The following is a 13,087-nucleotide window of genomic DNA, read 5'->3' on the forward strand; positions in this document are numbered from 1 at the left end:
AAAATAAGGATGATTATGTCAACCAATACTACGAGTGCATACAGTGACTTCCATTTGCAGTTCATCGCTGGTGAATGGCAAACCGGTAAAGACGATAGCACCAACAATAATACCAACCCATATAACGGTGATACGCTTGTAGAGATCCAGCAAGCGACCAAAGATCAGTTGAACGAAGCCTATGATGCTGCAACCCAAGCTCAAGAAACGTGGGCTAAGCAGACACCAGCAGAGCGTTCTGCAGTATTATATAAAGTGGTCAACATACTGGATCAGCGCCAAGAAGAAATCGTTGATTGGCTAATCAAAGAGTCGGGCAGTACGCGTATCAAAGCCATGGTCGAGTTCGGTGCGACGCGCGCGATTACCCTTGAAGCAGCGACATTCCCTAATCGTGTCCATGGTGAGATTCGCCCATCAAATACTCCTGGCAAAGAAAACTTCATCTACCGTGAGCCTATCGGTGTGGTAGCAGTCATTAGCCCATGGAACTTTCCGCTACATTTGACTCAGCGCTCTATCGCACCAGCCCTAGCGCTTGGTAACGCCGTGGTACTCAAGCCTGCTAGCGATACGCCAGTGACTGGTGGTTTACTATTGGCCAAAGTATTTGAAGAAGCGGGTCTACCAAAAGGTCTGTTAAACGTGGTTGTGGGTTCAGGTAGCGAGATAGGCGATGCAATCGTTGAACACAAAGCGTCAAGTTTTGTGTCATTCACAGGATCAACTTCAGTGGGTAAACACATCGGTGAGCTAGCTAATGGTGGTGAGCATATCAAACAAGTGGCACTTGAGTTAGGTGGAAACAGTCCATTTGTTGTACTCAAGGATGCAGATATTGATCAGGCAGTAAAAGCAGCCGTGTTCGGTAAGTTCTTGCATCAAGGCCAGATTTGTATGGCTATTAACCGAATTATTGTTGAAAATGAAGTGTACGATGAGTTTGTAGAGCGTTTCTTGTCTCATGTTAAAACGTTACAGGTAGGTGATCCTAACGATCAAGGTACTGCTATTGGCCCAATCATCAATGAGAAACAAGTTCAGTCACTTAGAGATAAGATTGATGAGGCACAGAAAGAGGGCGCAAAAATGCTCTTGAGCGGTGAAATCAATGGTCAATTAGTCCCGCCCCATGTCTTTACCGAAGTTACTAGAGAGATGGATATTGCCTATAATGAAATATTTGGACCATTGATAGGCATTATTCGAGCCAAAAATGAAGAGGATGCTTTGTCGATAGCTAATGATTCTATGTATGGCTTATCTAGTGCGGTGTTTACCGCAGACATGCAAAAAGGTTTACGTTTCGCTCGTGGTATCCGAGCAGGTATGACCCATATAAATGATATTCCAGTAAACGATGAAAGTAACGTGGCTTTTGGTGGTGAGAAAAACTCAGGCATCGGTCGTTTTAACGGTGAGTGGGTACTAGAAGAGTTCACTAGAACGCATTGGATCTCAATGCAAAATGAACCACGTGAATATCCATTCTAATTGTCCTAAAATAGAATGCTGATAGCTAATAAAAAAGACCGCTTTGATAGCGGTCTTTTTTGTGTGATATTTGGCAACTTACTGAGAATGACGTATTTGAAGTTGGTCAATTTCTTATCTGGCATGAAAGCCAAGTAGCCCTTCAATCTCTTCCATCGTCATCCGTCTTACCAGTGCTTGTTCTTCTACCGACAAGCGATTGGTGTGCTCTTTTATCATCGTATGAATACTCCGCGATATCTCAGAGGTAGTCGCGTAATACATTTGAGGCTGTTCTTTTGTCAATCTCATCAAAAATCGATTGATAAGTTTACGCTTTTCATCTGATTTATTTTCTTCAGTCGTAGTATTATTTTGAGTCATGGTGTTCTCCTAGAGGTAAGCCATTTAAGCAGTCAGACACATGAGAGTCAGTGCTTATAAGTAGTTTCTGGGGCTGAGCGCATTGCCTTACAAGTATTAGGCTCGCATCATAGTTGAATGCTAAGTATGTTTTACACTGTATATGATATTTCAAGATTAAAAATAATAAATTAGCGCTAAATAGCTAGAAGGATAGAGTATGTCAAATCAAGCAGCGAACAACTTAGCGAACGAGAATGTCACATTGGTGCTATTTCACAATGACTTGCGGGTAGCGGACAACGCAACTTTGCTAAAAGCATCTGAAATCTCCATTGATGGCAAACTGCTACTGGTTTATGCGTCATCGTTGACAGACATATTAGACGATAAAGACTATTACGATGCCTATCGTTATGAGGCTATGGGGCAAGCTCGTCAGCAGTTTTTGCATGAGAGCTTGGCTGATTTAAATACTTCACTGATGCAGCGCGGTAATAGGTTGCTGTATTTACAGAAAGGCGATGAAGCATTGGACGTCTTTACTCAGTTGAGTGATCTAATAGCGCAGCAACGAGTGACAGATATCTGCATCAGTCAAACGGCAGATTATAATAAAAACAAAGTATATGACCTTATGCAGGCGAAATATCCAGAGATACAGTGGCATATACATACAACAGCGACTTTGTTTGATAAGTTACCGCTAGAGAGCTTACCCAAAAGTTTTACGCAATTTCGTAAAAAAATCGAAAGTGACTATGATTTGCTGCATGCAGAAAAAGATATAGCGATTTATCCAACGCCAGAAACGCTTGCTCCATTGCCTGACAATATGCAGAGTAGGGACGAGTACTTTTTTGAATCGCAGTTGTCTAGTGAGACAGAGGTCAATAAGACATTAAAGCAAACATCTAACTTTACAGGTGGTGAGTCAAACGGTTTGAAGCACTTAGATGCTTATTTCTGTTCCGATGCGCCCAGCACTTATAAAACCACACGAAACGCGCTTGATGAGTGGGCGCACTCCACAAAGTTCTCCGCTTGGCTTGCAAACGGTTCGCTATCTGTAAACACAATATTAAATCGTTTGCGCCGTTATGAGCGCGATATTATCGGAAATGACTCTACCTATTGGATATGGTTCGAGCTGCTGTGGCGTGAGTATTTCTATTGGTATGCTGTCACCCATCAGCAAAAGTTGTTTTGGTTTAAAGGCATCGCTCAGCACGCGCCTTCAACTCAATTGATTGAGAGTCTGTTAGCGCAATGGAAGAATGGTACAACACAATATCCTATCGTCAATGCTTGCATGAACCAATTGAACGCGACAGGTTATATGTCGAATCGCGGACGACAATTGGTTGCCAGTTGCTTTATCCATGAGCTAGGCCTTGATTGGCGTTATGGGGCAGCTTACTTTGAGCAACATCTTGTTGATTATGATGTCGGCAGTAATTGGGGCAATTGGCAATATCTGGCAGGCGTGGGTGCTGATCCAAGAGGGTGTAGACAGTTTAATCTAGACAAGCAAACTCAGCAATACGATCCAAACGGTGAGTTTATCCGTGAGTGGCAAGGCAACACTCAAAAGAGCGATTAATGTATGTTGAAAACTCCCACTCAACAGATGATAGCCATTATTAGACTAATTATAAGATAGGTTTAAACAATGAAAAAGCCCAGTCCTTATCTCACTTTTGCAGGTGCTATTCCGTTTGTCGCCTGTGCATTTTTGCTGATGATAGACGTTGTTACCGTGCCTATGCTTGGCTCGGTAGTCGATGTATTAAGTGCTTATGGCCTAATGATTGGCTCGTTTATGGCAGGCGCACATTGGGGCAATCATCTGAGCTTGACAGAGGACAATGAGTGGAGGGTTAAGCTGCCTATATATAGCAATGTCATTGCGCTTGGCCTTTGGCTTGGTTTTTTGACCTTGTCAGCCAGTAGCTTTATTTGGCTATTAGTGATTGGGTTTATAAGTCTGTTGGTTATCGATTATAGTCTGCATCGAGCGCAGATTATCAGTTACATATATTTTAAAGTTAGGCAGTATGTCACGGCGATAGTGGTCGTATCGTTAGTCATCGCGGCATTACAGTTGTAAGTGGTGTTGACTAAGTCATGTCTAAATAATAGCTAAAGAACAGCCAGCCTGATTTCTCTATTTTTATATAGTCAAATCCATATAAATCCGCTACATCGTCATCCTCGCTAAGCATACTAATGTATAACTTGCGCTCGGTTTCCTTGTATCGAAATTATTTGAATTCAACTATACTTGAGATTTTGCTTCTAGAGATTTCCGTAGGCGCTGCACTTTAATGGATAGAATATTTCAATAATCAGACTAAAGATTTATAAAGTTCATTTAAAATGAATGTTATAATTAAAGCCATCTATATTCTTTAAGAAGATGGCTATGCAATCTATCAAGTTACCTAGCAAACCACCAAGCTCTCCGAATCCTATCCTTAATTTAAGCTTTCGCATATTTTTTAGTGCTGCTGCGCTATTTGCCGTAGTAACGATGCTGCTATGGGCGTTTGTGTTCACTGGTCACACGGATATCGATGCACAGGTTTTGAACCCGTTATACTGGCACGGCCATGAAATGGTGTATGGTTATGCCCTAGCAGTGGTAGCCGGGTTTTTGCTAACCGCGGTCAAGACATGGACAGGGGTGATGATGCCGCATGGTTATAAACTGCTAGGTATCTTTGTCTGTTGGTTGCTGGCTCGTCTGAGCTGGTTGGGTTTTGGGCTTGGCATAACGCTCATAGGTGATAGTATATCGTGGCTATATATAGCAGCCATTTTTGATGTAGTATTTGTCGCCTCGATGGCATATGTGATATGTCGAGCAGTATGGCAAGTTAAGCAGTACAAGCAAATGGGTATCTTGGCAAAACTGGCACTGCTGACCTTTGGCAACGGACTCTGCTATTGGGGCATTATTAATGCTGATATGAATACAACTAAGATAGGTATTTATCTTGGGTTCTACTTGATCATCGGTTTGGTGCTGACTATTGGCCGCCGCGTAGTGCCATTTTTTATCGAACGTGGTCTCAGTATAGATATGGAAACGTCAGAACCCGTTAAGCTACGTAATAGTAAAGGACAAGATATCGCAAGCTTAGTGTTTTTCTTCGCCTTTTTTATCAGTGATGTGTTTTATCCAAACCAGTATTTGCTGACGGTTACGGCGCTCGGTGTGGCAGTCATTAATATCGTTCGCCTGATAGGGTGGTATCATCACGGTATTTGGCAAAAACCATTACTTTGGTCATTGTATATTGCGTTTTTGGGCATGTGTTTAAGTTTCTTATTATACGCACTACAGCCTTGGTTGGGTTATCCGCACAGCCTCGCCATGCATGGATTGGCGATTGCAGGTATCGGTATGATGACGGTGGCAATGATGACGCGAGTATCTTTGGGTCATACGGGTCGCAGCATTCACCAACCGCCCAAAACGGTAAATCTTATGTACGGTTTGATGGTATTGGTATTTGTTAGCCGCGTACTGCTACCATTAGTAGATATGAGTCATTACCTAGTTTGGATTATGATTGCACAGGGTGCTTGGATTGCTTGTTTTGTGCTATTTTGCATCAGTTATCTGCCCATGCTGGCACGTCCTCGGCCTGATGGTTTATTTGGTTGAAGCGGGCTAACGATACTGTTTACAAATGCTATGTCTAAACGTTATTACCAAAAATGCGACTTACTTTGTCTAGGGCGTGTCCTCAATTCGAACGAGTGTCCTTTAAATGGGCTAAAAATAGCTAAATTTTGCCAAACATCGTCAAATAGTTGGTCAATATCTTGATATTATCTGCACTATTTTTCTCGTTTGACGGCAATTTATCTCATTTTTATCACCATTTTTAAAATGAGGACACGCCCTAGCTTAATATATAAAATTTATAAAAATAGGAGCGCAAATGAATGCGACTGACCAATTATAGTGACTACGCGCTACGCTCATTGATTTATTTGGCTGTGAGACCAGATCCATCACTATTGGCTAATATTAGCGATATTGCTGACAGCTATGGCATTTCTAAAAGTCATTTGACCAAGATTATTCATCAGCTGGGTCAGCTGGGTTATATAGAAAGTGTGCGCGGCAAAAACGGTGGCATACGATTGGCACGTGCATCTAGAGATATAAATTTGGGCGTATTGATCAAACAGATAGAGCCTGATTTTAATTTGGTTGAGTGCTTTGCCGTACCAGTGTCTCATAATGATAGTGAGCAGGGCGATCATCAGACGGATTTACCAGTGACATTCATTGAGGAAGAAAAGAATAAATCACTAGGCTGTGTGATTAGTCCAGCCTGCCAGCTAAAAAGCGTGTTTTTTGAAGCACTCACCGCATTTATCAATGTGCTTGAGCGTTATACATTAGCAGATATTCTGAACAACGAAGATGAGCTTGCGACATTGCTGTTTCGGTAACAGCTTCGATAATAGTGTTGATATGATTATGATCAGCTCACAAAAATGGGTCGCTACACTAGTAAATACAGTAATAGCGACCCATTTTTATATCTATAAAAAATATATGTCTAAGGTGTGAGAAATTAGGCGTTTTCTAGTTTTGGACGTGCTTTCTCAACGGCTTTCACCAGAGCTTTCTCAAACCCACCTTTTTTGAACTGAACAAGATAAGAATGCGCAGCGCAGAAATTGCGTACGTCACGCCATTCATGAGCCAAATTGGTCGCCCAGTCGCAGTATTGCGCGCCAGCGTTTGGTTCGTTTTTCAGTGCTTTTTTGGTCGTGGGGTGTAATATCAGCTCAGGCAATACAGCTTCTAATAACTTAATTGGTGGACTCATAAAAGTATCATCTACATGCAAGCTTTGACTAGCAGGATGATAAGCCAATAAAGAACCTGCATGGATCATCTCATTGGGCGAGATATAATAAATGCCCTCTGACATTGAAAACTTAAGCTCAGGATAGCGTGCAGCGACTGCGTCACTTTCTACCAAGTCATCTGCCCAATCGATTTCTGGTACTTTTTTATGGTGACGACTACTGCCATAAAAGGTGGCTTGCGGGAAGTCTTTGGCCATTTGAGCACAGCTGACTGTATGAAACGGATGTACGTTCAGCACGGCTTCGACATCTTGACCATTATTGGTAAGTGCCATAATCTCATCTCGAACATCACCCGTGAGGGAGTAACTGTCCAAAAAGATAAATTTTCCTGATGATAGCTTGACTAGCGAGCATTGAGTGCCGATATTTAGCACGCCACCGAGACGGAATGTTCCGCGTATGTTCCGAAATCCTGCGCCTAAATCATGAATGTGATCAGTCATTTATAATTTTCCTCGTCTAGTTAATTAAATAAAATATGTAAATAAAACAAAGCTACTTTTTCACTGTAAACTTTGTTTTTCGAGCTGTTTTAATGGTATGTGTTCTAACTCTTTACGCCTTTATGTTTGTTTTTATGCCTTCTCAAGCTCAGGGCGAGCCAGATCAATCGCTGAAATAAGTGCTGTCTCAAATTGACCTTTATCAAATATAACCAATCCCGAATGCGCACTGCAAAAATTTCGACCATCACGCCACTCGCTTGCCAGCTCTACGGCCCAATCACAATAGTGCTTAGCTGCATCTGGCTCATCTTTGAGCGCTTTTTTGGTAGTAGGGTGTAAGCCTAGGTTAGGCTGCACGGCACTTATTAACTTGGAAGGGGGTATCTCAAAGGTATCATCGACATAAATGCTCTGGCTGGCAGGGTGGTAGGCCAAAAGCGAGCTGGCATGAACCGCTTCATCCGGTGAGATGTAATGGATGCCTTGAGGAATAGAGAATTTAAGTTCAGGGTAGCGCGCAGCAACGGAATCGCTTTCGACTAAGTCATCTGCCCAATTGACTTCAGGCACTTGTTCTGGATGTCGGCTACTGCCATAAAACGTCGCTTGCGGAAAGTCTTTGGCCATTTGAGCACAGTGTACCGTATGGAACGGATGAACATTGAGAACGGCTTCAACATCTCGACCATCATTGGTTAGTGCCATTACTTGCTGACGAACATTATCTTTTAATGTGTAGCTATCTAAGAATATAAATCGTCCTGATGGTAGTTTTATGAGGGCACATTGAACACCGATATCAAGTATGCCGTTCTTTATAAATGAGCCTCGAATACTCCAAAACCCTGCACCTAAATCATACATTTCATCAGTCATCGACATTACTCCTTGATAGTTCATTTATTCAATCGTTTTACTTTTTTGTAGCACCCTATAGTCGGTTCAATATAATTTGGATACAAGGAAGGCGAGTGAAAGCACTACAAGTTGTAGACTAAACGAGCCTGATACCGTATCCAATTTATAGAAGATTGACTATATGATTATTAATTTTTATGGCAGTAAAGTCTGTAAGAAAAAAGATAGAAGCAATGTAAATGTGTAAAAATAAAAAAGAGTTGTTATTCAAATGTCATTATTAACAGTGAAAGCTGTCTGTCCTTCCTTTTATAAGTAGATTAAAAAATAGCTTATAAACAGTCTTCGTAATCATAGGCTGAGATACGAGGATCATCTTTGTAGCTTTCATTGCCACATAAGAATTTATCGAAACGGGTATCACCATTAATATAACGTTGCATCCATGCGATAGCAGGCTTACTTAATAGTTTCTCGTTAAAACGATGACTGGCACAGAAATGACTGCCGTTGTTAATCTCGACCTTCATTTTTGGACCGTCAGCTTTTTGATAAAAGGTATTGGTATATTTTTTATTCGGGGCGATACGGTCATTTTCACAAGCGATGAATAGAGCAGGCGTATCCATCGCACCATAGCTCGTATCATGATAGGGCGTTTGTGCAATGATGGCTTGCACCGTACTGCGCTCAGTTGCCAATCGTAGCGCACCGCCGCCGCCCATTGACCAACCAATCGCGCCCAAACGATTTGGATCGATCATATGCCCCACTGTTTTATCAGCGATGAGATGATCGAGAGCCGCGCTCAATTGCTCAGCACGGCTATCCGGATTATCATAAATGGAGCTAGTATTAATAGTAATAACGACAAATCCCCAAGAGGCTAGACGCGGTCCCCACCATTTGATAGAAGACTCATAAGACACATAACCTGGCACTACCGCGATACCACCTAGCAGACCACAGTTAGCAGCATCCGTTGGATAATGTATGGTACCGCCACCAAAGCCATTGGCTGATTGGCGACTCACATGCTTGGACTTTATAGAAAACGGACCGTTATCACGTGTTTTTGTGAGCTCAGTAGCAGTGATAGCGTCATCCTTTATACAGTCTACTGCCGCTAGTGAGTTTGTAGCGTCGAGTGTTGATCTAACTGGGTTGAGGCTTTTAACGCTAGTCTCGGATACAGTTACTTCTGCTATAGCCATTGTAGAGAAAACCAATGTGCTCATCGCGATCATAAGTTGTGAAAGCATCATATTTTTCATCATAGTAAATTGTATTCTAAAAGGTTGTGTGGTCGTGCATGTCTATGGGTTAGAAAAGATAGACGTAGGTAGTGATTGTTAATTGTCAACGTCATCAATCGTTAAAGCAGTTAAGTACTCAACAAGTGCGTCAAGAGCATCTAACCATACTATCCTGTATATGCAGTAAACGTAACTTTGATCATGAACTTGTGAGTCGAAAGCTGTCTTCACCGTCTCAAGTCGAAATGTGATTCCTAGTCAAGTTTTTCTACGATAATCTCGTACCCGAATAAAGAATCTATCAAGTGGCAATAACACTTTTAAACCTGAGTATATTGATGAATGTGCTACCATAATTGGCTTGTCATTATGATGAGCATTTATCGTTTAATAACGGTGATTTTGCTTATACATTTAGCATAAGCAAAATCACCGTTATTCCTCTCTATCATCCACGCCAGTGACGGTTATTATTTGCAGTCATGGTATAACCAATATAGTCAGATCCCCTGTGAATAATTCTAAAGATCAGATCCAAGATATAACAGCTGTGCCACCAGCTCCCTCCAATCATTCAACGTTGTGGATATTGAAGCTTACAATTGGTCTAATAGGTATGTTTGCTTTTTTGCAAGTGTACTCTATCCAAGCGGTGCTACCAGTCATGATGGTGGACTTTGCTGCGACCGAAGTACAGGCTGGCATGATCGTTGGTGCCACTGTATTGGCTATTGCGATTATGTCACCATTTTTGGGTATGCTCTCAGATGCAGTCGGGCGCAAGTCGTTTATCGTTGGCGCTTTATTGTTTTTAGCGATACCAACAGCGCTTATTGCCCAGAGCTCGAGCATTGAATGGGTCGGCATTTGGCGCTTCATGCAAGGATTGTCCGTACCGGGTATTACGGTGGTGACAATTGCCTATATCGGTGAGGAGTTTGAGGGCCGGGCAATGACTGAGTTGATGTCCTTTTATGTGTCAGGATGCGTGCTTGGCGGCTTTATGGGTCGGTTCTTGCTGGGGCATTTGCATGAGTTGATTGGCTGGCGGCATGGTTACTACGTCATGACCGCAATGACCTTGCTAGGCGCGATATGGGTCGGCAAGATGCTACCATCGTCTCGTCACTTTGTGGCCAACCCTAATTTTCGCTCAGCGATACAGACGCTGGGTGAGCACGTCACCAATCGCTATGTGGTAACAGCATGTCTGCTTGGCGCTTGCGTGCTGTTCTCCCTTGTAGGCTGCTTCACTTTTATTAATTTACATCTGGCAGATGAACCGTATCAGTTGACGACAGGGGCACTTGCTAATATTTTTGCAGTATATCTATTGGGCGTTGTTATCACGCCATTGTCTAGTAAATTGCTACGTCGGTTTGGCTCGGCGCGTACGGTCCGTGTCGCTATTGTTGTATCGATGGTGGGTTTGTTATTGACCTTGGTTACGCCTTTGTGGGGAGTGATCATAGGACTAGCAATTATGTCCTCGGGTGTGTTTGTTACCCAATCAGCAACCATCAGTTATATCGCGGTCAACGTAAAAAAGGGTCGTTCATTAGCTTCGGGTCTATATTATATGGGCTACTATACAGGCGGTACGCTAGGGGCATGGCTGGGTGGCATAGCTTATGCGCGAGGGCAGTGGTCTCTTACCGTATGGTTATTACTGTTTGTGCAGGTATTGGCGTTATTAATAGCCAGTTTTGGGATGATTAAAACTACAGTACGGGCAAAGTGATTGGCTGTCTGATTTAATGTAGGCTCGGTCAGTCATCTTATGATACTTAATGTAAGACCGCTTTACACGGCGCCGCTTTTTTCTTACTATCAATAACGATGTTATTATAAAAATTAAAATGGTTAGCGCAGTAGATTTTATGCTGCTATTAACTTGATTGTTATTTATCCCTTATAAGTACAACAAACAAGGAAGTCAAATCTATGTCAAACATTTACCACAGTGCACCATCTGCCTACGATTATCCATTACTGGTCAAGCAGTTATTAAGCCGTGCAAAAACGGTATCCCAAGATCAAGAGATCGTGTATGCGGACAAAAAGCGCCTGACTTATAAAGAGTTGTTTGAGCGTATCAATCGCCTGGCCAATGTATTGGCAGACCTAAAGCTTGATGCAGGTGATGTGGTTGCCGTGATGGATTGGGACAGTCATCGCTATCTTGAATCTTATTTTGCCGTGCCAATGTCAGAGTACGTTTTACAGACCGTCAATATCCGTCTATCGCCTGAAAAAATCCTCTATACCATCAACCATGCCAAGCCTAAAGTGCTCATGCTCAATTCTGAGTTTGCGCCATTGGTTAAAGACTATCAGTTTGAGAACTCAAGCATTGAGCATATTATCTGGCTTGATGACAATGGTGTCACTGCTGAAGGTATCTTTGGTAGCAATCAAAGCCGTGTCACAGGCGAATATGAAGCGCTATTAGAAGCTGCCAATAGCGATTTTGATTTCCCAGATTTTGATGAAAATACCATCGCAACGACTTTTTATACATCTGGCACGACAGGTGATCCAAAAGGGGTTTTCTTTAGCCATCGTCAGCTAGTGCTACATACACTAGCAGAAGCGGCAACCTTGGGGATGCTGCCTGATAAGCAAGGCGTGAGCTATGGGGATGTCTATATGCCGATGACGCCAATGTTCCATGTGCATGCATGGGGTTTTCCGTTTACAGCAACCATGGTGGGTCTAAAGCAAGTCTATCCAGGTCGCTATGCGCCTGATACGTTGATGGACTTAATTGTCAATGAAAAGGTCAGTATCACCCATTGTGTACCAACAATTTTGCAAATGGTACTCAAAGAAGCACAAGATCGCGACGCCAGCTTTAATGGTCTAAAAATGATTATTGGTGGTTCAAGACTGACAGAAGGTCTAGCCAAAACGGCGATGGCACAAGGCATTGAGGTCTATACAGGCTATGGTATGTCAGAGACTGCGCCGCTTATTAGCTTAACGGGTTTTAGTCTCGATGAGCCTGAAATGACTGAAGAAGAAGATATTGCCCGTCGTTGTATGACAGGTAAACCCGTACTCATGGTCGATGCTCAGGTATGGGGTGAAGGCAACAAGTCAGTAGGGACTGGACCAGACAATACAGGCGAGCTTGTATTGCGTGCGCCTTGGTTGACCCAAAGCTATCTTAAAAATGACGACGCTGGCAAAGAGCTGTGGGAAAATGGTTATATGCATACCCAAGATATTGCGTACATACGTCCTGATGGCTATATCAAAATCACCGATCGCTTAAAGGATGTAATCAAATCAGGTGGTGAGTGGATTTCATCGTTAGAGATTGAGACCATTTTATCGTTACATCCATCAGTGGCTGATGTGTCAGTGATTGGAGTGCGTGATAAGCAATGGGGTGAGCGTCCATTGGCTTTGGTGGTATTAAAGCCTGATGCTAAGGATACCAGTGCTGATGATATCAAAGCGATTGCAGAAAAAGCGGTAGAGCGCGGTATCATTCCTAAATATGGCGTACCAAGCCAGTTTAAATTCGTTGATGAGCTACCAAAAACTTCCGTTGGCAAACATGACAAAAAAGTCATGCGTGAGATGTATGCCAATCAAACTGAGATTTAATTAGTATTGATTAAATGTTCAAATATTTGTATTCGTCAAAATGTAGCGCGTATTACACGCTTAATAGTTGACCTTTCCCATAGGCTCTGCTACATTTTAAACCGATACGATATGTATCGGTTTTTTAATTCTGGCAAGGATGACCAGTATTTACTAAGACATGGTATTTTATAG

Annotated in this window: 11 protein-coding genes; 7 read left to right on the forward strand and 4 right to left on the reverse strand. The window is 42.5% G+C overall.

The window, feature by feature from the left end:
• Window positions 1-15: 15 nt before the first annotated feature.
• Window positions 16-1,494: an aldehyde dehydrogenase family protein gene (locus tag QO187_RS05015; RefSeq protein ID WP_102077991.1), complete on the forward strand. Its 1,479-nt coding sequence runs from the start codon at window positions 16-18 to the stop codon at window positions 1,492-1,494.
• A gap of 114 nt (window positions 1,495-1,608) precedes the next feature.
• On the opposite strand, the gene QO187_RS05020 is transcribed toward QO187_RS05015, so the two are convergent.
• Window positions 1,609-1,857, reverse strand: coding sequence for a hypothetical protein (locus tag QO187_RS05020; protein ID WP_057760515.1), 249 nt, complete (start codon window positions 1,855-1,857; stop codon window positions 1,609-1,611).
• Between the two features lie 199 nt (window positions 1,858-2,056).
• Here QO187_RS05020 and QO187_RS05025 point away from each other — a divergent pair, with 199 nt between their 5' ends.
• The 4 genes from QO187_RS05025 (at window position 2,057) to QO187_RS05040 (ending at window position 6,309) form a co-directional block, all read left to right on the forward strand.
• Window positions 2,057-3,439: a DASH family cryptochrome gene (locus tag QO187_RS05025; RefSeq protein ID WP_102094512.1), complete on the forward strand. Its 1,383-nt coding sequence runs from the start codon at window positions 2,057-2,059 to the stop codon at window positions 3,437-3,439.
• 69 nt (window positions 3,440-3,508) lie between these two features.
• Complete coding sequence (locus QO187_RS05030) at window positions 3,509-3,946, forward strand: DUF3429 domain-containing protein (RefSeq protein ID WP_102077989.1); 438 nt, start codon at window positions 3,509-3,511, stop codon at window positions 3,944-3,946.
• Window positions 3,947-4,261: 315 nt separating this feature from the next.
• On the forward strand, window positions 4,262-5,509 hold the full coding sequence (locus QO187_RS05035) for an NnrS family protein (RefSeq protein WP_102077988.1): 1,248 nt from the start codon (window positions 4,262-4,264) through the stop codon (window positions 5,507-5,509).
• A gap of 284 nt (window positions 5,510-5,793) precedes the next feature.
• The gene (locus tag QO187_RS05040; RefSeq protein WP_102077987.1) at window positions 5,794-6,309 is read left to right on the forward strand and encodes an Rrf2 family transcriptional regulator; all 516 of its coding nucleotides are present in this window, start codon (window positions 5,794-5,796) and stop codon (window positions 6,307-6,309) included.
• 125 nt (window positions 6,310-6,434) lie between these two features.
• Here QO187_RS05040 and QO187_RS05045 read toward each other — a convergent pair whose 3' ends face one another.
• The 3 genes from QO187_RS05045 to QO187_RS05055 all read right to left on the reverse strand — a co-directional run bounded on the left by QO187_RS05045 (window position 6,435) and on the right by QO187_RS05055 (window position 9,307).
• Window positions 6,435-7,181 carry a hypothetical protein gene (locus QO187_RS05045; protein ID WP_102094513.1) on the reverse strand — a complete coding sequence of 249 codons (747 nt, stop codon included), beginning with the start codon at window positions 7,179-7,181 and terminating at the stop codon, window positions 6,435-6,437.
• 132 nt (window positions 7,182-7,313) lie between these two features.
• Window positions 7,314-8,060: a hypothetical protein gene (locus tag QO187_RS05050; RefSeq protein ID WP_102078452.1), complete on the reverse strand. Its 747-nt coding sequence runs from the start codon at window positions 8,058-8,060 to the stop codon at window positions 7,314-7,316.
• Window positions 8,061-8,374: 314 nt separating this feature from the next.
• Entirely contained in the window at window positions 8,375-9,307 is a 933-nt protein-coding gene (locus QO187_RS05055; RefSeq protein ID WP_102078453.1) for a dienelactone hydrolase family protein, read from the reverse strand.
• 571 nt (window positions 9,308-9,878) lie between these two features.
• Here QO187_RS05055 and QO187_RS05060 point away from each other — a divergent pair.
• Together QO187_RS05060 and QO187_RS05065 are read left to right on the forward strand one after the other, a co-directional pair.
• The gene (locus QO187_RS05060) at window positions 9,879-11,039 is read left to right on the forward strand and encodes an MFS transporter (RefSeq protein WP_265734917.1); all 1,161 of its coding nucleotides are present in this window, start codon (window positions 9,879-9,881) and stop codon (window positions 11,037-11,039) included.
• Window positions 11,040-11,242: 203 nt separating this feature from the next.
• Window positions 11,243-12,913, forward strand: a complete 1,671-nt coding sequence (locus QO187_RS05065) for a fatty acid--CoA ligase (RefSeq protein WP_102094515.1) — start codon at window positions 11,243-11,245, stop codon at window positions 12,911-12,913.
• Window positions 12,914-13,087 lie beyond the last annotated feature (174 nt).

Source organism: Psychrobacter sp. Arc9, from assembly GCF_041431295.1.
In the GTDB taxonomy this organism is placed as follows: domain Bacteria; phylum Pseudomonadota; class Gammaproteobacteria; order Pseudomonadales; family Moraxellaceae; genus Psychrobacter.

Bases quoted from the DNA above. Each gene is read 5' to 3' on its own strand.
- QO187_RS05045 (WP_102094513.1), bottom strand. From the start codon at position 7,181: ATGACTGATCACATTCATGATTTAGGCGCAGGATTTCGGAACATACGC.
- QO187_RS05065 (WP_102094515.1), top strand. From the start codon at position 11,243: ATGTCAAACATTTACCACAGTGCACCATCTGCCTACGATTATCCATTA.
- QO187_RS05035 (WP_102077988.1), top strand. From the start codon at position 4,262: ATGCAATCTATCAAGTTACCTAGCAAACCACCAAGCTCTCCGAATCCT.
- QO187_RS05040 (WP_102077987.1), top strand. From the start codon at position 5,794: ATGCGACTGACCAATTATAGTGACTACGCGCTACGCTCATTGATTTAT.
- QO187_RS05050 (WP_102078452.1), bottom strand. From the start codon at position 8,060: ATGACTGATGAAATGTATGATTTAGGTGCAGGGTTTTGGAGTATTCGA.
- QO187_RS05020 (WP_057760515.1), bottom strand. From the start codon at position 1,857: ATGACTCAAAATAATACTACGACTGAAGAAAATAAATCAGATGAAAAG.
- QO187_RS05025 (WP_102094512.1), top strand. From the start codon at position 2,057: ATGTCAAATCAAGCAGCGAACAACTTAGCGAACGAGAATGTCACATTG.
- QO187_RS05015 (WP_102077991.1), top strand. From the start codon at position 16: ATGTCAACCAATACTACGAGTGCATACAGTGACTTCCATTTGCAGTTC.
- QO187_RS05055 (WP_102078453.1), bottom strand. From the start codon at position 9,307: ATGATGCTTTCACAACTTATGATCGCGATGAGCACATTGGTTTTCTCT.
- QO187_RS05030 (WP_102077989.1), top strand. From the start codon at position 3,509: ATGAAAAAGCCCAGTCCTTATCTCACTTTTGCAGGTGCTATTCCGTTT.